At 41.6% G+C, this 18,330-nt stretch carries 14 protein-coding genes; 13 read left to right on the top strand and 1 reads right to left on the bottom strand.

The genetic code is table 11. The features are described 5' to 3' along the window. Positions 1–37: 37 nt before the first annotated feature. From LI112_RS00475 to LI112_RS00455, 5 genes are all read left to right on the top strand, one after another. A complete protein-coding gene (locus tag LI112_RS00475; protein ID WP_070102260.1) occupies positions 38–1,678 on the top strand; it encodes an N-acetylmuramoyl-L-alanine amidase family protein in 1,641 nt (546 codons plus the stop codon). 208 nt (positions 1,679–1,886) lie between these two features. Further along, on the top strand, positions 1,887–3,314 hold the full coding sequence (locus tag LI112_RS00470) for a C40 family peptidase (RefSeq protein WP_118045101.1): 1,428 nt from the start codon (positions 1,887–1,889) through the stop codon (positions 3,312–3,314). A gap of 162 nt (positions 3,315–3,476) precedes the next feature. After that, positions 3,477–4,328 (top strand): transporter substrate-binding domain-containing protein, encoded by an 852-nt coding sequence (locus LI112_RS00465; RefSeq protein ID WP_117739038.1) that lies wholly within the window; start codon positions 3,477–3,479, stop codon positions 4,326–4,328. Between the two features lie 15 nt (positions 4,329–4,343). After that, a complete protein-coding gene (locus LI112_RS00460) occupies positions 4,344–5,135 on the top strand; it encodes an amino acid ABC transporter permease (protein WP_171030228.1) in 792 nt (263 codons plus the stop codon). Beyond that, positions 5,132–5,872 carry an amino acid ABC transporter ATP-binding protein gene (locus LI112_RS00455; RefSeq protein ID WP_227190068.1) on the top strand — a complete coding sequence of 247 codons (741 nt, stop codon included), beginning with the start codon at positions 5,132–5,134 and terminating at the stop codon, positions 5,870–5,872. The genes LI112_RS00460 and LI112_RS00455 overlap by 4 nt, the downstream gene beginning before the upstream one ends. Positions 5,873–5,980: 108 nt before the next feature. On the opposite strand, the gene LI112_RS00450 is transcribed toward LI112_RS00455, so the two are convergent. Further along, positions 5,981–7,015, bottom strand: a complete 1,035-nt coding sequence (locus tag LI112_RS00450; protein ID WP_173908604.1) for a LacI family DNA-binding transcriptional regulator — start codon at positions 7,013–7,015, stop codon at positions 5,981–5,983. Positions 7,016–7,281: 266 nt separating this feature from the next. On the opposite strand from LI112_RS00450, the gene LI112_RS00445 reads away from it, so the two are divergent. The 8 genes from LI112_RS00445 to LI112_RS00410 all read left to right on the top strand — a co-directional run bounded on the left by LI112_RS00445 (position 7,282) and on the right by LI112_RS00410 (position 18,323). Continuing rightward, complete coding sequence (locus tag LI112_RS00445) at positions 7,282–8,604, top strand: sugar ABC transporter substrate-binding protein (protein ID WP_055065782.1); 1,323 nt, start codon at positions 7,282–7,284, stop codon at positions 8,602–8,604. Next, complete coding sequence (locus LI112_RS00440) at positions 8,604–9,503, top strand: carbohydrate ABC transporter permease (RefSeq protein ID WP_055065781.1); 900 nt, start codon at positions 8,604–8,606, stop codon at positions 9,501–9,503. Before LI112_RS00445 ends, LI112_RS00440 begins: the two co-directional genes overlap by 1 nt. Further along, positions 9,475–10,326 (top strand): carbohydrate ABC transporter permease, encoded by an 852-nt coding sequence (locus tag LI112_RS00435; protein ID WP_005427759.1) that lies wholly within the window; start codon positions 9,475–9,477, stop codon positions 10,324–10,326. Before LI112_RS00440 ends, LI112_RS00435 begins: the two co-directional genes overlap by 29 nt. A gap of 6 nt (positions 10,327–10,332) precedes the next feature. After that, positions 10,333–11,427, top strand: coding sequence for an ABC transporter ATP-binding protein (locus LI112_RS00430; RefSeq protein WP_005427758.1), 1,095 nt, complete (start codon positions 10,333–10,335; stop codon positions 11,425–11,427). Between the two features lie 14 nt (positions 11,428–11,441). After that, on the top strand, positions 11,442–11,678 hold the full coding sequence (locus tag LI112_RS00425) for an HPr family phosphocarrier protein (RefSeq protein WP_022389243.1): 237 nt from the start codon (positions 11,442–11,444) through the stop codon (positions 11,676–11,678). Between the two features lie 15 nt (positions 11,679–11,693). Then, a complete protein-coding gene (locus tag LI112_RS00420) occupies positions 11,694–12,995 on the top strand; it encodes a glycoside hydrolase family 32 protein (RefSeq protein ID WP_227190067.1) in 1,302 nt (433 codons plus the stop codon). A 201-nt stretch (positions 12,996–13,196) separates the two neighbouring features. After that, positions 13,197–15,611, top strand: a complete 2,415-nt coding sequence (locus tag LI112_RS00415; RefSeq protein ID WP_227190066.1) for a glycosyl hydrolase family 65 protein — start codon at positions 13,197–13,199, stop codon at positions 15,609–15,611. A 12-nt stretch (positions 15,612–15,623) separates the two neighbouring features. Next, positions 15,624–18,323 (top strand): cellobiose phosphorylase, encoded by a 2,700-nt coding sequence (locus tag LI112_RS00410; RefSeq protein WP_227190065.1) that lies wholly within the window; start codon positions 15,624–15,626, stop codon positions 18,321–18,323. Positions 18,324–18,330: the final 7 nt, after the last annotated feature.

Raw genomic sequence — 18,330 nt, 5'->3', positions numbered from 1 at the left:
ATACGAATATTTATACTCGTAGAAAGAGGTTGACCGTATGGGAAAGGTGTGCAAAAAGTCATGGATCGCAGCCATATTTTTAGGAGTGATGCTTTTTGCTGCAGGCTTTGCGTTTCAGGCGTCCACGGTAGATGCGCAGGCTGCTACAACTGGTTTTCGAACCGTAAAAGGAAAAACATACTATTATAAAAACGGAAAGAAAGTTAAGGGATGGCTTACTTTAAATGGAAAGAAATACTTCCTTAATACAAGGACAGGCGTCTTGCTGAAAGGCTGGCAGAGAAGTTCCAGAGGACCAAAGCGCTATTTTAATAAAAAAAATGGTGTTATGTATACCGGAATGAAAAAGATCGGCGGTAAATATTATTACTTCGATATCAAGACCGGCTACACGAAGAGGGGATTTGTAAGATCTGCCAATGGCGCAGTTGTCCGTTATTTCCAGCCATCGAATTATACGATGGCAAAAGGCTGGCTGAAAAATGCAAAGGGGCAGAAGTGGTATTTTGCCAGCGATGGTAAGATGTATATGGGACTGAAAAAAATCGGCAAATATTATTATTATTTCAATCCAAGTACAGGAATTGCAGCCAGCGGTTATGTGAATACCGGAAATGAGACGAGATATTTCAATGCCAAATACAAAAGAATGGTTAGCGGCTGGACAAAATCTGCCAAAGGAGAATTAAGATACTTTGGCAGCAACGGTGTTATGGCCAAGGGACTTACAAAGGTTGGCAGTGCTACATATTATTTTGATCCAAGTACGGGAATCGCAGCGGGCGGCTGGGTAACGATCAGTGGAAATAAATATTACTTTGACAAGAGTAGTTTCAAGATGGTTACAGGTACCAAGTCGATTGATGGTGTGACCTATACATTCAGCTCAACAGGTATTATGACCTATTCATCTGCAAATGACAGCAGTACGACAAGCAATACCTATTTTGCAAATGATCCGAAACCGGTTGAGCAGACCGGGATCAAAACGCTCAAGAATTATCTTGCCGGGGCATTGAAACCGGTTGGACAGGCATTGTATATTTGGGGCGGCGGTTGGTATGATTCCACAAGGATCGGTGTCAGCCCGACCTGGCAGAGCTTTTATCTCAGCCAGACAAGTAGTTATAACTATAATAATTATCGTGATCTGAGTACTGCAAACAGAGCAAAAGGACTTGACTGTTCCGGATTTGTAGGATGGGCAGCACAGCAGGTTATGAGAAATGGAAATAGTTATACGGTTGTATCAGGAGAAATCGGCAGTTATTATAAGAATACATTAAAATGGGGAACCTATGTAAATCAGAATTACTTGTCCCAGACAGGCTGGAAGGTATATCCGGGAGACATCGGATATGATGACGGTCATACATGGATCGTTCTTGGACAGTGTTCCGATAAGAGTGCCGTGATCGTTCATTCCACTCCGAATGCAGGATGCCAGATTGCAGGAACCTGTACACCGGATGGTGATTATGACAGCCAGGCAGTAGCTCTTGCAAATAAATACATGTCCAGATATGCAGGATTTAAGAAGTATACCTATCGTCCATCCTGCGGTAACTACATCCGAAGAGGAAATTATATGAGATGGTACAGCTCCACTCTTTCTGATCCGGATAACTTTAAGAACAAGACTGCAGATGTAATTCTTCAGGAATTGTTTGGATTTTAAATAAGAATGAAATGTTACGGAGAAGTTTCCAGACACGGGAACTTCTCCTTTCTTTTGCGGAGTTTTTAATAAATGTTACAAAATATTAAATTTTTTATCGATTTACTCTTGCAATCAAAAGAACCTTGTGTTAATATGTATAAGAACTTAAGAAAGATATTTCACAATTGTTACAAAATAGAGTTAAAATGATTATGAGGTGAGAAACATGAAAAAAAGAATTGTTTGCCTGACGTTAGCATTAATGATGACAGCAACTCAGGTTGTCAGTGTAAGCGCGTCAAGAGAAGACGAACTGAGAGAGGAACAGGCAGCTACAAGCGCACAGCTTGATGCTACATATGCTCAGATTGATCAGCTCTACTCCGCTAAGCAGCAGTTACAGGATGAGATCAACTCCTTGGACGCAAATCTTGTGAATGTCATGGTTTCCATTCAGACCCTGGAAGGGGATATCAGTAATAAAGAAGCAGACATTCAGCAGACACAGGCTGATCTGCAGAAGGCACAGAATGCCAAAGACAAACAGTACGCAGCAATGAAACAGCGTATCCAGTATCTGTACGAAAAAGGTGGAAATGAAGCCTGGTTCCAGATGATGATGAGTGCAGATAATCTTTCTGATCTTCTTACAAAAGCTGAGTATACTCAGAAAATGTATGATTATGACAGACAGAGCCTTGAAAAATATGCAAACACAATTACACAGGTAACAAACCTTGGAAATCAGTATCAGCAGGAAAAAGCTGAACTGGAAGGTATGAAACAGGAATATGAAGCACAGTCTGTAGATCTTCAGAATCAGATTGATACAAAGAAAGCAAATTCTGCAGATTGTGATAATGAAATTGCATATGCACAGGAAATGGCAAATGAATATGCAAACCTGATTCAGGAACAGCAGGCGGAGATTGAACAGCTTGAAGCAGAACGTATTGCAGCCGAAGAAGAGGCAAGACGTCAGGCAGAAGCTGAAGCAGCAGCTGCAGCTGCTGCAGCAGCCGAGGAAGAAGCTGCACAGCAGGAACAGGAAGATCAGACAGTATATGATGAAGACGGTAACGAAGTTGATGCTTCAGAAGCAGCAGAAAACGGAGATACTGTATATGACGAAGATGGAAACGAGGTTGATCCGAGCCAGACTACAACAGAAACAACTACAGAAGACAGTGGAAGCAGTGATGTAGAATATGATGAATATGGAAATGTGATTGACAGTGACAACACAGTTAATCCGGATACAGTAGATACTTCATCCAGCTCTTCAAGCTCCAGCAGTTCTTCATCCAGTGGTTCAGGATCTTCAATCGTAGATTATGCTACACAGTTTGTTGGAAACCCATATGTATGGGGTGGCACAAGTCTTACAGGTGGAGCTGACTGCTCTGGATTTACACAGAGTGTATATGCTCAGTTTGGCTACAGCCTTCCGAGAACATCTTATGAGCAGCAGAACTGGGGAACAGAAGTTTCTTATGCAGATGCACAGCCAGGAGACCTGATCTGCTATGGCGGACATGTTGCAATCTACATGGGTAACGGACAGATCGTACATGCATCCAACTCCAGAGATGGTATTAAGATCAGCAACAACGCTGCTTACAGAACAATCCTGTCTGTAAGAAGACCTTCATAAATATGATTTCAGGGCAGTTCCTTCGGGAGCTGCTTTTTTTTCTTGACTTTTAAAAGAAAAAGTATTAATATGACTTAAAGCGCAACGGAGCACTTCATACTTCCGTGCGCTCTTTTTTTGTTATGGATGAAAAAAATATATACATTTCAGGAGGAAACGAAAATGAGAAAGAGTAAAATGTGGAGAATGTTGACAGTGGCTGCTGTAGCAGCATCTATGACCTGTGGCATTGCAGGCGTTCAGAGCGTCAGTGCGGATGATAAGAAAACTCTGAAAGTTGCGATGGAATGCGGATATGCACCTTATAACTGGACACAGCCGGATGATTCCAACGGTGCAGTGCAGATTTCAGGAAGCTCCGATTACGCATATGGATATGATGTTATGATGGCAAAGAAAATTGCAGATGAATTAGGCTATGATCTTGAAATCGTAAAGCTTGACTGGGATTCTCTTGTACCGGCAGTACAGTCCGGTCAGGTTGACTGTGTTATTGCAGGACAGTCTATTACAAAAGAACGTCAGCAGATGGTTGATTTCACAGATCCATATTATTATGCATCCATCATCACTTTGGTTAAGAATGATGGAGATTACAAGGACGCAGCAAGCGTAGAAGACCTTAAAGGAGCTACAGTGACATCACAGCAGAATACGATCTGGTATGATTCCTGCCTGCCTCAGATTCCAGATGCTGATATCCTTCCGGCACAGGAAAGCGCACCGGCAATGCTGGTTGCTCTTGAATCTGGCAAATGTGATGCAGTTGTCACTGACATGCCTACAGGAAAGGCTGCATGTGTAGCATATCCGGATTTCAAACTGCTGGACTTCAGTGGAACAGACGGAGCATTTGAAGTATCTGATGAAGATATCAATATTGGTATTTCAGTACAGAAGGGCAACGATGAACTTAAGGATGCGATCAATGGCGTGCTTAAAGATATGACCGAAGATGATTATAATAAAATGATGGATGAGGCTATTTCCGTACAGCCACTTTCAGAATCATAAAGGAGGAGCGAAATGCTGCCTGAGAGTTTTGGAGGAAGAATTATATATCTTCTTCAGCAATATGGTCCTTCTTTCCTGAAGGGAGCTGGTGTCAGCATGTGGCTGGCGCTGGTAGGAACACTTTTTGGATGTATCATTGGTTTTCTGGTTGGTATCGTGCAGACGATCCCGGTGGACAAAAATGATTCAACAGCCAAAAAAGTAATTATCAAAGTTGTCAAATTTATTATGGCCTGCTATGTGGAGTTCTTTCGTGGGACTCCAATGATGGCCCAGGCAATGTTTATTTATTTCGGAAGTGCCTATCTATTTAACATCAATATGTCTATGTGGTTTGCAGCAATCTTTATTGTATCGATCAACACAGGGGCATACATGGCAGAGACAGTTCGAGGTGGTATTCTTTCCATCGATCCCGGACAGACAGAAGGCGCCAAGGCAATCGGCATGACACATGTTCAGACGATGATAAATGTAATACTTCCGCAGGCCCTGCGAAATATCATGCCGCAGATCGGAAATAACCTGATCATCAATATCAAAGATACCTGTGTACTTTCAATCATTGGTACAGTAGAGCTCTTTTACACGACTAAAGGTGTTGCAGGAGCACTGTATACATATTTTGAGTCCTTCACAATTGCAATGGTTATCTATTTTATCATGACATTTACCTGTTCCAGAATCCTGCGTGTGATCGAACACAAGATGGACGGACCGGATAATTATGATCTTGCAACCGCTGATACCCTGACACATACCAGCGGAATGTACTCTTATAAAGAAAGGAAGGACAGCAGAGAATGAGTGAGACAATTCTGAAAGTACAGCATCTGGGAAAATCTTTTGGAAATAATGAGATTCTGAAAGATATCGATTTCTCAGTGAAGCCGAAGGATGTTACCTGTATCATTGGCCCTTCCGGTTCCGGTAAATCCACGCTGCTGCGCTGCATGAATCTTCTGGAAACACCTTCCTCTGGAGAAATACGATATCATGGAACGAACATCATGGATAAGCATGTAAATGTGCCGGAATATCGTTCAAAGGTTGGTATGGTGTTTCAGAACTTCAACCTGTTTAATAATATGACAGTTCTTAAAAACTGTACGGTGGGCCAGGAGAAAGTCCTGAAAAAAAGCAAGGAAGAAGCCCGTAAAAACGCAATGATGTACCTTGAGAAGGTAGGGATGGCTCCATATATCAATGCAAAGCCGAAGCAGCTTTCCGGAGGTCAGAAGCAGAGGGTAGCAATTGCCAGAGCTCTTGCCATGGAGCCGGAGATCCTGCTCTTTGATGAGCCAACTTCAGCTCTTGATCCACAGATGGTCGGAGAAGTCCTTGAGGTTATGCGAACGCTTGCCAAAGACGGACTGACAATGATCATTGTCACACATGAGATGGCATTTGCCCGGGATGTGGCAAAGCATGTAATCTTTATGGGTAATGGAGTTATTGTAGAAGAGGGAACTTCACAGCAGATCTTTGAAGATCCACAAAATGAGATGACAAAAGACTTTTTAAGTCGTTTTAGAAATGCATGATGCCGGGAACTGTCCGGCGCCCGCCTGTTTGGCAAACAAAACGCTGCATTAAGTGAATTAAAATTCATTTTTTGCAGCGTTTTTGTTATGTATAAAAAATATCAGATTTCAATGAGAAGGCTCAGTTGTTTTTCGATTGATCAGGATCGGTGGAATGATCTTGTGAACCGGTTCAGAAGACAGAGCCGGTTTTCTTTTGTGTCTTTCTGTAATCTGTTCATGCAGGATTTCCATGGCAGATGCGGCAATCTTGTCAATCTGCTGTCCAACAGTACTGATCGGAACAATAGCTTCACTGGAAACTGGAGAATCATCAAAACCAATAATCTTGTAGTCATCTGGAAGCTGTCCATACTTTTGAATCAGATGATTGAGCATGATGTTGGCAAATGTATCATTTGGAAGAAAAATTCCCTTTGTTTTGCCTTGATATTTAGAATCAATTGTTTCCAGTAAATCTTTGAGAATCAGAGAACTTTCTTCATAACTGTGGCCGGTATCTGTGAGAATCAGTTCATGTGGAATCTGATATTCTTCACAGATATCAGAAAAGCCTTTTATACGTCCATAGGATGGAACCTGTGGAGATAATTCAACATTGATATGGATCAGAATATCTGCTCCGGTCTTTGCAAGGAGACTGGTTGCCTGCACCGCACCCATATAGTTATCCGTATTGACACTGCTCACAAACTGATCTTCACGCTCGATCGTTACAATTGGGAGATTGTAGGAGGCGAGCTCTCTGGAAGGAATGGTATGGCTTAAAATAACCATTCCTTCTATTTTATAAGAAAGAAGTTCCTGAATATACTCGCGTTCAGTTGATTTATGATCATCACCGGTAAAAACAAGAAATTTGTAGCCATAGGTATCATAAGTTTTCAGTATCTGGTTTAGCATTTCAGAATAGTAATGTAAATAAAGGTTTGGAATGATAACACCGATAAATTCGGTTTTCCCGTTTGCCAGGATCCTGGCAACTTTATTCTCCTGATAGTTTAGTTTATCAAGTGCATCCGAGATAATCTGCTGATTCTTCAATGTGAGGGAATCAGGATTGTTGAAATATCTGGAAACAGTGGTTTTTGAGAAACCAGTATATTTGGCAATGTCATTGAAGGTTATATTTTTTTTGCCCATGGTAGTTTCCTTTCAGTAAAACTCAGTAATAATTGTAATTTTAGTATAACAGAAAAAGAGAGTCAGAACAAGGTTAACCAGTAACAGAATTGGTAAAGTAACCGGTTCTGTACAGATTTTACAAAACTTATATATTAAAATTGTAAAAATCAATGAAATGCAAGAGAATACTTGACGTAAAAATGAGTATATGCTATTATCAATACATAAAGTAACCGGTTACTTTACCGGTCACGAAGAACGGAAAGATGGAAAAGGAGGAGAACATGAAAAAAGCAAAACTGATTCTTCTTGCCGGCCTGGCTATGGCAGTCAGCCTGACAGGATGTCAGAAAAAAGAAGTAAAGCCTGGCGATGTAGCAGGCTATGATGAAGGAGAACAATATCTTTCAATCTGGGTGCATAGTATTGAAGATACTCCGGAAGGACAGGTGTACAGAGAATCTGTAGACAGCTTTAATGAGAAATATAATGGTAAATATTTTGCAGATATTGAATTTATTCCTAGAAACGACAGTGGTGGCGGCTATTCAGATAAGGTAAATTCATCAGTGCTCTCAGGTGGCCTTCCGGATGTTCTTACTCTGGACGGACCTAATGTAGCAGCATATGCAGAGAACGGCATCATACAGCCGTTAGCAGATCTGACAGAAGATGAGAGAGGTGAATATCTCGAATCTATTCTTGAACAGGGAACTTATGATGATAAGCTGTATGCACTTGGAGTAATGGAATCCAGTGTAGGTCTTTATTACAATAAAGATATTCTTGAGGAAGCCGGAATTGAGGTGCCAGATGCCGATCATCCATGGACACAGACTGAATTTATGGATATTCTGAAAAAACTGAAGCCATTGATGGATGAGAAGAAAGGCTACCCGATCGACATGACATTCCCGGTAGGTGAATCAAGTATTTATTATTATGCCCCATTTATCTGGGCAAATGGTGGAGACCTGGTAAGCGAAGACGGACTGACAGTGGACGGATATTTCAATTCAGAAAAGAATGTTGAAGTTATGAATTATTTCCACCAGATCGTAGAGAACAAATACATGTCCGAAGCTCCGATCGAGAATTTGTTTGAAAGTGGAAGAGCAGCTTTCAAATTTGACGGTGCGTGGGAAGTCAACACAATCTACGAGAACTATCCGGATGTGAATCTTGGCGTTGCACCTTATGTAGTTGGTGATGACTGGGATGGTGAAAGATATACACCGACAGGCTCTTGGGCATTTGCAGCATCTTCAGAAACAGACAATATTGAAGGTGCAACAGAGCTGGTCAAATGGATGAGTGGTGTGGAAAGTGGTGTAAGGATCTGGAATGAAGCAAAATCACTTCCGTCTACATATAAAGCATTTGAACAGATCGATGTATTCCAGACAGACGAAAATTACAAAGCACTGTACGAGCAGCTGAGTAAATATGGACACCCAAGACCAAAGACTCCTGTATATCCACAGGTAAGTACATCTTTCCAGCAGGCACTTGAAAGTGTTGGACTGGGCGGTAAAGATGCGCAGGCAGAACTGGATAAATCTGTAGAAAGGATTAACGCGAAACTGGAACGTTATACGAGAGAATAATGAAGAAAAAAGAATCAATTTTAGGAATGGCTTTCTTTGGCCCGGCACTGGTACTTCTTACGTTGTTTTTATTTCTGCCGATGGTGCTGACACTGGTGTTCAGTTTTACCGATTACTTTGCACTGAATCCGGATATGACACACTTTGTAGGCCTGGAAAACTATATAAACATTTTTAAAGACGAATTATTTGTAAAATCATTTTTTAACACGGTAAAATTTGTACTTATTATTGTACCGTGTCAGTGCATCGGAGCACTTGTTCTGGCACTTGCGATAAACAAAGTCACACATTGTAAGAAATACTTCAAAGTGGCATTTTTTATTCCGGTTGTTATGTCGCTGGCGGTTGTATCCACACTCTGGATGGATATCTACAGTCCGGAAGGAATCCTGAATACACTGCTTGCTCATCTGGGGATCAGTGCACAGCCATTTATTCACAGTGCGAAACAGGCACTTCCATCCATCGCAGTTATGAGTGTATGGCAGGGTGTCGGATATCAGATGATCATTTTCCTTGGTGGACTCCAGAACATTAACCCGGCGCTTTATGAAGCAGCTGAGATGGATCATGCAAGCGCATGGCAGAAATTTAAAGATATCACACTTCCAGAATTGAAACCACTTTGTGTGTTTGTATTTATCACGGTTACAATCGGTGCGTTCCGTATGCTGGTACAGCCGATGGTCATGACAGGTGGAGGACCGGATCACTCAACATACACACTTGTATATGATATTTATGAAACCGGTACAATGAACTGGGAGATGGGACTTGCATCAACAATGGCAATTGTCTTCACTATATTTGTTGTCATACTGACAATTATACAGAATGTACTGACCAAAGGAAAGGAGGAGAAAAAACATGTTAACAAAAAAGCAAAAAACAATTAACTGGATACTGGCAGTTATTTTGCTGGTACTTTCCATATTCTTCCTGTTTCCGGTGATCTGGATGCTTGCAAATTCCTTTAAACCAGATGCAGCGATCACAGCAGATATGAATTCCATAGCAGCATTTATTCCTCCTGCTTTAAATGGAAATTATTTTGAAAACTATATTACGATTCTGACAGATACCAATTTCCTTCGTTACATGCTTAATACTCTGGGATATGCGGCACTGCTGATCGTACTTGGGGTTATTGTAAACGGACTTGCAGGCTATGCACTTGCAAAGATCAACTTTCCATTCCGTGACCAGTGGCTTTTGATCATCATGATGCTTCTGATCGTACCGACAGAAACCGTTATCACGATACACTTTCTGATCATTGCAAAAGCAGGACTACTGAATACCGTGATTGGATATGTACTTCCAATGATCGTGAATCCGTTTAATATCTTTCTGTTCCGACAGGTTTTCGTAAGTCTGCCGGATGATGTTTATGAGGCGGCACAGCTTGACTTCTGCAGTCCGGTAAAATATTTCTTTACCATGGTATTGCCAATGTCAAAGACAGTCGTTGCAACTGTTAGTGTGTTTACATTCCTTGGAGTATGGAATGACTATCTCTGGCCGTCACTTGTATTTACATCCAGTGATCTTCTGACCGCGCAGATTGGTCTGAACTCCATAACATCCAATGACAATACAACAATGGGACAGACACTTGCAGTAATCACACTGATCACAATCCCTGTTATTATTATTTATGCACTGTTCTCCAAACAGATTGTAGAAGGTGTAACATCAACTGGTTCCAAGGAGGGTTAATGAATTATGAGTTTTATAGAATTTAAACATATCGGAAAAAAATATGCAGGAGCAGAACACAAATCTGTAGATGATTTTAATCTTAATATAGAAGAAAAAGAATTTATCGCATTTGTAGGACCGTCTGGATGTGGAAAATCCACAACACTTCGTATGATTGCCGGATTCGAAGAGATTACAGAAGGAGATCTGTATATTGACGGCAAAAGAGTGAACGAGACAGCACCGAGAGACCGTGGTATTGCGATGGTATTCCAGAACTATGCCCTGTATCCTCATATGACCGTAGAAAAAAATATCGGATACGGGCTGAAGAACATGAAGATGCCAGCAGACCAAATCAAGAAAAAAGTAGACTGGGCAATTGATATCCTGGGACTGCAGGAATTCCGTTACAGAAAACCGAAGAATCTTTCTGGAGGTCAGAGACAGCGAGTGGCACTGGGGCGTGCAATCGTAAAAAATCAGAAGGTATTTCTGATGGATGAGCCACTGTCCAATCTGGATGCAAAACTTCGTGTCAGCATGAGAACAGAGATCAGCAAGCTGCATCGTGAAATGGGTGCAACGACGATCTATGTTACACATGACCAGGTTGAAGCCATGACTATGGCTGATCGTATCGTTATCATGAAAGAGGGCGTGATCCAGCAGGTTGGAAAACCAATGGAATTATATGATCATCCGGTAAACAAATTTGTTGCAGGATTTATAGGATCTCCTCAGATGAACTTCTTTGATGTTACCTTAAAAGGAAACGAAGTAACATTTGAAGACGGAAATAAACTGATGCTTCCGGAAGCTATTCTTAAGAAACTGAATGGTAAAGAAGGCGAGATGACACTTGGTATCCGTGGAGAGGATCTTAAAATGGATGCGCAGAACCTGGAACTTTATAAAGAAAATAAAATGAAAGCTGTGATCACAGATACAGAAGTCATGGGAAATGAGAATAACCTGTACTTCCAGTTCGGAGGCTGCCAGGCAGTTGCACGAGTTTCTAAATATGAGATCAGCCAGGTTGGAGATGAAATTGAATTTGTATTTATGCCATCCAAAATTCATTTCTTTGATAAAGAAACTGAGATGAATTATTTATAGGAGTGACGTTGATAATGAGAGAAGTAAAGATTTTTTTAGGAACAATAGAAAGAGTAAAAGATTTTGTCAATGCTGTGACACGTCTGGACTGTGATATGGATATTGTTTCCGGAAGATATGTGATTGACGCGAAATCAATCATGGGAATTTTCAGTGTGGATCTGTCAAAAGCGGTAGATCTGAGAATTCATGCAGAAGGTGCAGAAGCAGAAAAAGCGATGGAAGTAATTAATCCATTCATAGAAAAATAAGAAAGTGAGCAGAATATGCAGAAAATATATGTAAAAGCGAAAGACTACTGGATGAATGACCCGAATGGCTTTATATATTATAAAGGCATGTACCATCTGTTTTACCAGTGCTTCCCGTATGGGCCGCGCTGGGGACGGATGCACTGGGGACATGTTGTCAGCAGAGATCTGGTGAACTGGGAAGAACAGGGAATTGCACTGTTTCCGAGCAAAACGGATGATCGGAGCGGATGTTTTTCCGGAAGTGCGATTGAAGAAGACGGAAAAATGCAGCTGTATTATACAGGTGTGAATTATCTTACAGAAAATCCGGAGGATATCAATTTATGTGTGGATGAACATTTTGTATCTGCACAGCTCATGATCACTTCTGAGGATGGTATTCATTTTGATAACATCAAAGACAAAAAGACCGTGATTCCGGTTATTCACGATGCAGATATCGGAGATGCACGCCATACAAGAGATCCAAAAGTCTGGAAAGACGGGGACAGATGGTACATGGTACTTGGAAGTACCATCAATGATAAACAGGGAAAACTTTTGTTCTTCACAAGTACAGATGGAGAAGAATGGAAATTTGAAAATTCTGTAACCAGAGAAAACTTTGGCTGGATGTGGGAATGCCCGGATTATTTTGAAGTGGATAACAGCCAGGTAGTGATCTTTTCACCGATGCAGTTGTTTAAAGATGGTAAGGCAGACGATGCACAGACAGTATGCATGCAGGTAACATTTGATAAAGAAACCTGTGATATGAAACTGCCGGAAAAATACCAGTTCCTTGATTATGGAACAGACCTTTATGCACCACAGAGCACTCTGGATGAGAGTGGCAGAAGAATCCTGACAGCATGGCTCCGTATGCCGGAACCGGTAGATGGAAAATGGCAGGGAATGATGTGTATTCCGCGTGTTGTGGAAGTGCAGAAAGATCACATTTATTTCCGCGTTCATCCGAATGTACAGGCAGTATATACAAAGGAAATCTCTGAACCATCCGAGGCAGATGAAAGTGGATATCGTCTGCGCTTTTCTCTGGAGGATGGGGATAAAGTAAATGTCGGTGGATATGTGATTTCCAGAGAAGGGAATAAAATCTGTACCGACAGAAGTGCCTTTTTTGAAAAATTCCCGAATCACAGAGTGAAATTTGAGACACCGGAGCTGAAAGACGGGTTCGAGATTGAGGCATATGTGAACCCGAACCAGATCAGTGTTTTTGTAAACAATGGTGAAGCGGTGATCACGAATACAGTATATGATCTCAAAAAAGAAATAAATACAAATGTAAAAGTGAAAATAGAAACTCTGTAAAAATAAAGAACTCCGGTCATGAAGAAATTTGTGACCGGAGTAATTGTTTACAGGTAATATTCCGCAGTTTTTGACTATAACAAAGACTTTCATGTCACGAATCTGATATTTTCAGCTTGTATTTTGTATATTCAAAATATGATATAGGGTATAGTGTAAGAAAAATCAGGCGAAGAATAGCTGGAGCAGGAGATGAGAGATATGAGATATGGATATTTTGATGAAGTAAAAAAGGAATATGTGATCACACGTCCGGATACACCGGCACCGTGGGTAAACTATCTTGGCTCACCAGAGTATGGGGCAATCGTTTCAAATAACGCAGGGGGATACAGTTTTGCAAAATCCGGAGCAAATGGAAGAATCCTGAGATATATTTTCAATCAGTTTGATCAGCCGGGACGGTATATTTATCTTCGTGATAATGAAAGTAAGGATTACTGGTCTGCATCCTGGCAGCCGGTAGGCAAAGATCTGGAGACGTACAAAAGTGAATGTCATCATGGAACAGCATACACAAAAATGATGGCAGACTACAGTGAAATTCACTCAGAAGTAAGATATTATGTGCCGTTGGAGCAGTCTTATGAAGTATGGAGTCTGGCAGTAACAAACTGTTCTGAGAAAAAACGTGAACTCACAGTAACAGGATATGCGGAATTTACCAACAACAGTAACTATGAACAGGATCAGGTAAATCTTCAGTATTCTCAGTATATCACACAGACGGTTTTCAGAGGGAATCGTGTACGTCAGATGATCCACGCAAACCTGGATCGTCTGGAAGAAGGTGAAAACATTGATAACAAAAATGTATTCAACAGATTCTTCGGACTGGCAGGAGCTGACGTGAATTCCTGGTGCGGAGACAAAGAAAGCTTTCTCGGAAGATATCACGGATATAACAATCCAGAGGGCGTAATCACGGGAAAACTCAGCAATAAGGGAAATTATAATGAGAATAGCTGTGGAGCACTTTCAACAGTTTTAAGCCTTGCTCCGGGGGAAACAAAAGAAATCACATTTCTTGTTGGAATGAAAGGTGATGCAGAAGCGGGCGAGATCGTGGAGCATTACAAAAACTGCCAGGATGTATGTAAAAGAGAACTGGAAGAACTGATCGAATACTGGCATGGTCAGCTTTCTCACTTCCAGATAAGAACCCCAAGTCCGGAATTTAATACCATGATCAATACATGGAATGCATACAACTGTTTTATGACCTTTATCTGGTCACGGGCAGCTTCTTTTACCTACTGCGGACTCCGCAATGGATATGGATATCGCGATACAGTTCAGGATATTCAGGGAGTGATTCATCTGGCACCGGAGATGGCGGTGGAAAAAATCCGATTCATGCTTTCAGCACAGGTGGATAACGGCGGTGGACTTCCGCTTGTAAAATTCACACATAATCCGGGACATGAAGATACTCCGGACGATGCTTCCTATGTACAGGAAACAGGTCATCCGGCTTATCGTGCAGATGATGCACTGTGGCTCTTCCCTACAGTCTATAAATATGTTTCAGAAACAGGCAATGTGGCATTCATGGATGAAGTGATTCCGTTTGCAAACAAAGGTGAGGCAACCGTATATGAACATCTGAAACGTGCAATTGCATTTTCTGAAAATCATCTTGGAAAACATGGAATGCCGGCAGGTCTTTATGCAGACTGGAATGACTGTCTCAGACTTGGAAAAGATGGAGAATCAACTTTTGTAGCACTGCAGTATTATTACGCAATGACGATTCTCAGAGAATTTGCAGAATACAAAGAGGATAAAGAATATATTGAATATCTTAACGAAAGTCAGAAGAAACTTGGAAAACTGATCCAGGATCTCTGCTGGAATGAAGACCGCTTTATCCGTGGATTTACAGAAGATGGAGCTGTGATCGGAAAGCGCACAGATCCGGAAGCTAATATGTGGCTGAATCCGCAGAGCTGGGCGGTGATCAGTGGTCTTGCAGACAATGCACAGGCAGATCTTGCACTGGATATGGTTTATAAGAGACTGAATACGGAATATGGAGCAATCCTGATGGATCCTCCATACCATGCTCATGCATTTGAGGGTGCGCTGGCTGTGATCTATAATGCAGGAACCAAGGAAAATGCAGGGATTTTCTCACAGTCACAGGGATGGATCATTCTTGCAGAAGCTCTGAGAGGACATGGAGAGAGAGCTTTTGGCTACTTTATGGAAAATGCGCCTGCGGCACAGAATGACAGGGCAGAGATCCGAAGACTGGAACCATACTGCTATGGACAGTTTACAGAGGGAAAAGCAAGCCCGAATTTCGGACGCTCACATGTACACTGGCTGACAGGAACAGCATCTACCGTTATGGTAGGGTGTGTAGAAGGTATCCTTGGTATGCGTCCTGACTTTGGCGGACTGCGAATTGCACCATCTATTCCGAAAGAATGGGATAAATTTGAAATTGATAAAGATTTCCGCGGATGTAAACTTCATATCACAGTGCATAATCCGGGACACGTGGAATCTGGTTTCAAGAAGATGATCGTCAATAGAGAAGAACTGGGAGAAAATTATATTCCTCAGGAAAAGCTTACAGAGATTACAGAAGTAGAACTGTTCATGTCATAAAAAGGAGACAGCATGAAATATATAAAATTTCAGGATAAAAAAGGAACGTTTACCATTCAGAGTCCGGAAAACTACAGTGGTCTGTATTTTCCGCTGGCGGGTGATGGAGGACTGAAATCCAGTATCACGCCGAACCTTGGAGGAGACAGCAAGACAGATCAGAACCATTTTCTTTTGGAACCGGTAAGTATTGAAAATCTTCACAATAATCGCAGTACCAGAAATTTCTGGTGCCGTACAGAAGGTAAGGGATGCTGGTCTGCAACGGGAATTTCAGCAGAGCAGGAATTACAGAAATTTACAGAAGCTCAGGATAAAAGCATTCTGGAAGCCGGTTTTATGTGGCAGAAAGTGACCAGAACTTCTGCAAAATATGGTCTTCAGTCAGAAATCACTTCTTTTGTTGATGTGGACGGAGCAGTAGAGATTGAACTGGTCAGAATAAAAAATATATCTGAAGAAGTGACAAAAATAACTCCGATTGCTGCAATACCACTTTATGGAAGAAGCGCGGACAATATTAGAGATCATCGTCATGTGACATCGCTTCTTCACAGAATCAATACAACAGAATATGGTGTGGAAGTCACACCGGTTCTGTCTTTTGATGAAAGAGGTCATCAGAAGAATCATACCACCTATTTTGTATATGGATATTCAGAAAAAGGCGATACGCCGGAGGCGTTTTATCCTACTGTGCAGGAGTTTATAGGAGAGGGCGGTACTTATCTGAATCCAGAAGCTGTAAGAAAGAACAAGCCAGGCAGAAAGGCAGGAAGCAGAGCTGAGGGAAAAGAGGCAATGGGAGGCATCCGCTTTGCGGATGTTGAGCTAAAGCCGCAGGAAACAGCAGGTTTTATCATACTGGCAGGACTGACAGAGAAGAAAGAGAGTATTTCCAAAACTGTCGCAAAATACAGAACAGAAGAGCAGGTGGAGAACGTTCTTGAAGAGGTGAAATCCTACTGGCAGAAAAAAGTAAATGTATCTTATGAAACCGGTGATGCAGATGCTGATAACTATATGAAATGGATCAGCTTTCAGCCGGTACTGCGAAGAATCTATGGTTGTTCTTTTCTCCCATACCACGACTATGGAAAAGGCGGACGGGGATGGAGAGATCTCTGGCAGGACTGTCTTGCACTCCTGATCATGAATCCGGCTGTAGTGCGTCAGATGATTGTTGCCAACTATGGCGGTGTCCGTATTGACGGAACAAATGCCACGATTATTGGAAATAAACAGGGAGAATTTATCGCGGACAGAAATAATATTACCCGTGTCTGGATGGATCATGCATTCTGGCCGTTTGGAACGACGAAGCTGTATATCGACCAGACCGGTGATATGGATATTCTGTTTGAAAAAGTTCCATATTTCAAAGATCTTCAGTCAGGAAGAGGAACAACACACGATGAAGAATGGAATACAGCTTACGGAAAACAGCAGAAAGCAGAGAACGGAGAGATTTATTTCGGAACAATTCTGGAGCATATTCTTCTGCAGAATTTAACTGCTTTTTATGATGTAGGTGAGCATAATGAAATGAAACTCCATGGAGCTGACTGGAACGATGCCATGGATATGGCGTGGGACAATGGTGAGAGTGTGGCGTTTACCTGTGCCTATGCAGGAAATATGAATAACATTGCAGACTGCCTGGAAAACCTGGAACGCATAAGCGGAATTAACCGGGTTGAGATTGCCAGTGAAATGGAATGTCTGTTTTCCTGTGGAAGAGATCTATATGAGAATGCAGACAAAAAAAGAAAACTGCTGGGTTCTTACACCAAAAAGTGTGCACACAACATCAGCGGCGATACAGTGATTGTCAGAATTGATGAGATAGTCAGAAATCTGCGTGAAAAAGCAGACTGGATGATGGAAAATATCCGAAAGAATGAATGGATCACAGATGGTGGAGACGGATGGTTCAATGGTTATTATGATGACCACAAGAATCCGGTAGAGTGCTGTGAAAAAGATCGTGTACGCATGATGCTGACCAGCCAGGTATTTGCGATCATGAGCGGAACTGCAACAAAAGAGCAGACTGCCGCGATCAGCAGAAGTGCAGATAAATATCTGTTCGATGAGAAAGCAGGCGGTTATCGACTGAATACAAATTTCAGAGAAGAGAAATTTGATCTCGGCAGAATGTTCGGCTTTGCCTATGGTGAAAAAGAAAACGGAGCTGTTTTCTCTCACATGGCAGTCATGTATGCAAATGCTCTCTACAGTCAGGGCTTTGTAAAAGAAGGATATAAAGTGCTCAATACACTTCTTCATGCGGCAATGAACTTTGAAAGCAGCTATATGTATCCAGGACTTCCTGAATATTTTGACAGTGATGGAAGAGGGCTGTATGCATATCTTACCGGTGCAGCAAGCTGGTATATGCTGACCATGATCACAGAAGCTTTTGGAGTAAGAGGAGAGATTGGCAATCTTGTGATCGCACCAGCACTTATGGCAGAACAGTTTGATAAAGAAGGAAATGCATCACTCTATCTGGAATTTGCAGGAAAGAAATTTGAGATTCACATTTCCAATCCAGACAAAAAGGAGTATGGAGAATATCAGATCGTTCAGGCGTACTGTGACGAAAAGGAAATAGAAAAAAGAGCATGCGGAAGTGCCTGCATGAAAAAAGAGACGATTGAACAGTTGTCTTCAGATGAGACACATAATATTACTATAGTATTACAATAAAAACAAC

This window comes from Blautia sp. 210820-DFI.6.14 (genome assembly GCF_020558815.1).
GTDB lineage: Bacteria > Bacillota > Clostridia > Lachnospirales > Lachnospiraceae > Blautia_A > Blautia_A obeum.
This window is presented reverse-complemented; position numbering and strand designations above follow the sequence as displayed.

What these genes read in the sequence shown, in the direction of transcription:
- LI112_RS00475 (WP_070102260.1), top strand. Translation starts at nt 38, where the DNA reads ATGGGAAAGGTGTGCAAAAAGTCATGGATCGCAGCCATATTTTTAGGA.
- LI112_RS00470 (WP_118045101.1), top strand. Translation starts at nt 1,887, where the DNA reads ATGAAAAAAAGAATTGTTTGCCTGACGTTAGCATTAATGATGACAGCA.
- LI112_RS00465 (WP_117739038.1), top strand. Translation starts at nt 3,477, where the DNA reads ATGAGAAAGAGTAAAATGTGGAGAATGTTGACAGTGGCTGCTGTAGCA.
- LI112_RS00455 (WP_227190068.1), top strand. Translation starts at nt 5,132, where the DNA reads ATGAGTGAGACAATTCTGAAAGTACAGCATCTGGGAAAATCTTTTGGA.
- LI112_RS00450 (WP_173908604.1), bottom strand. Translation starts at nt 7,015, where the DNA reads ATGGGCAAAAAAAATATAACCTTCAATGACATTGCCAAATATACTGGT.
- LI112_RS00445 (WP_055065782.1), top strand. Translation starts at nt 7,282, where the DNA reads ATGAAAAAAGCAAAACTGATTCTTCTTGCCGGCCTGGCTATGGCAGTC.
- LI112_RS00440 (WP_055065781.1), top strand. Translation starts at nt 8,604, where the DNA reads ATGAAGAAAAAAGAATCAATTTTAGGAATGGCTTTCTTTGGCCCGGCA.
- LI112_RS00435 (WP_005427759.1), top strand. Translation starts at nt 9,475, where the DNA reads ATGTTAACAAAAAAGCAAAAAACAATTAACTGGATACTGGCAGTTATT.
- LI112_RS00430 (WP_005427758.1), top strand. Translation starts at nt 10,333, where the DNA reads ATGAGTTTTATAGAATTTAAACATATCGGAAAAAAATATGCAGGAGCA.
- LI112_RS00425 (WP_022389243.1), top strand. Translation starts at nt 11,442, where the DNA reads ATGAGAGAAGTAAAGATTTTTTTAGGAACAATAGAAAGAGTAAAAGAT.
- LI112_RS00420 (WP_227190067.1), top strand. Translation starts at nt 11,694, where the DNA reads ATGCAGAAAATATATGTAAAAGCGAAAGACTACTGGATGAATGACCCG.
- LI112_RS00415 (WP_227190066.1), top strand. Translation starts at nt 13,197, where the DNA reads ATGAGATATGGATATTTTGATGAAGTAAAAAAGGAATATGTGATCACA.
- LI112_RS00410 (WP_227190065.1), top strand. Translation starts at nt 15,624, where the DNA reads ATGAAATATATAAAATTTCAGGATAAAAAAGGAACGTTTACCATTCAG.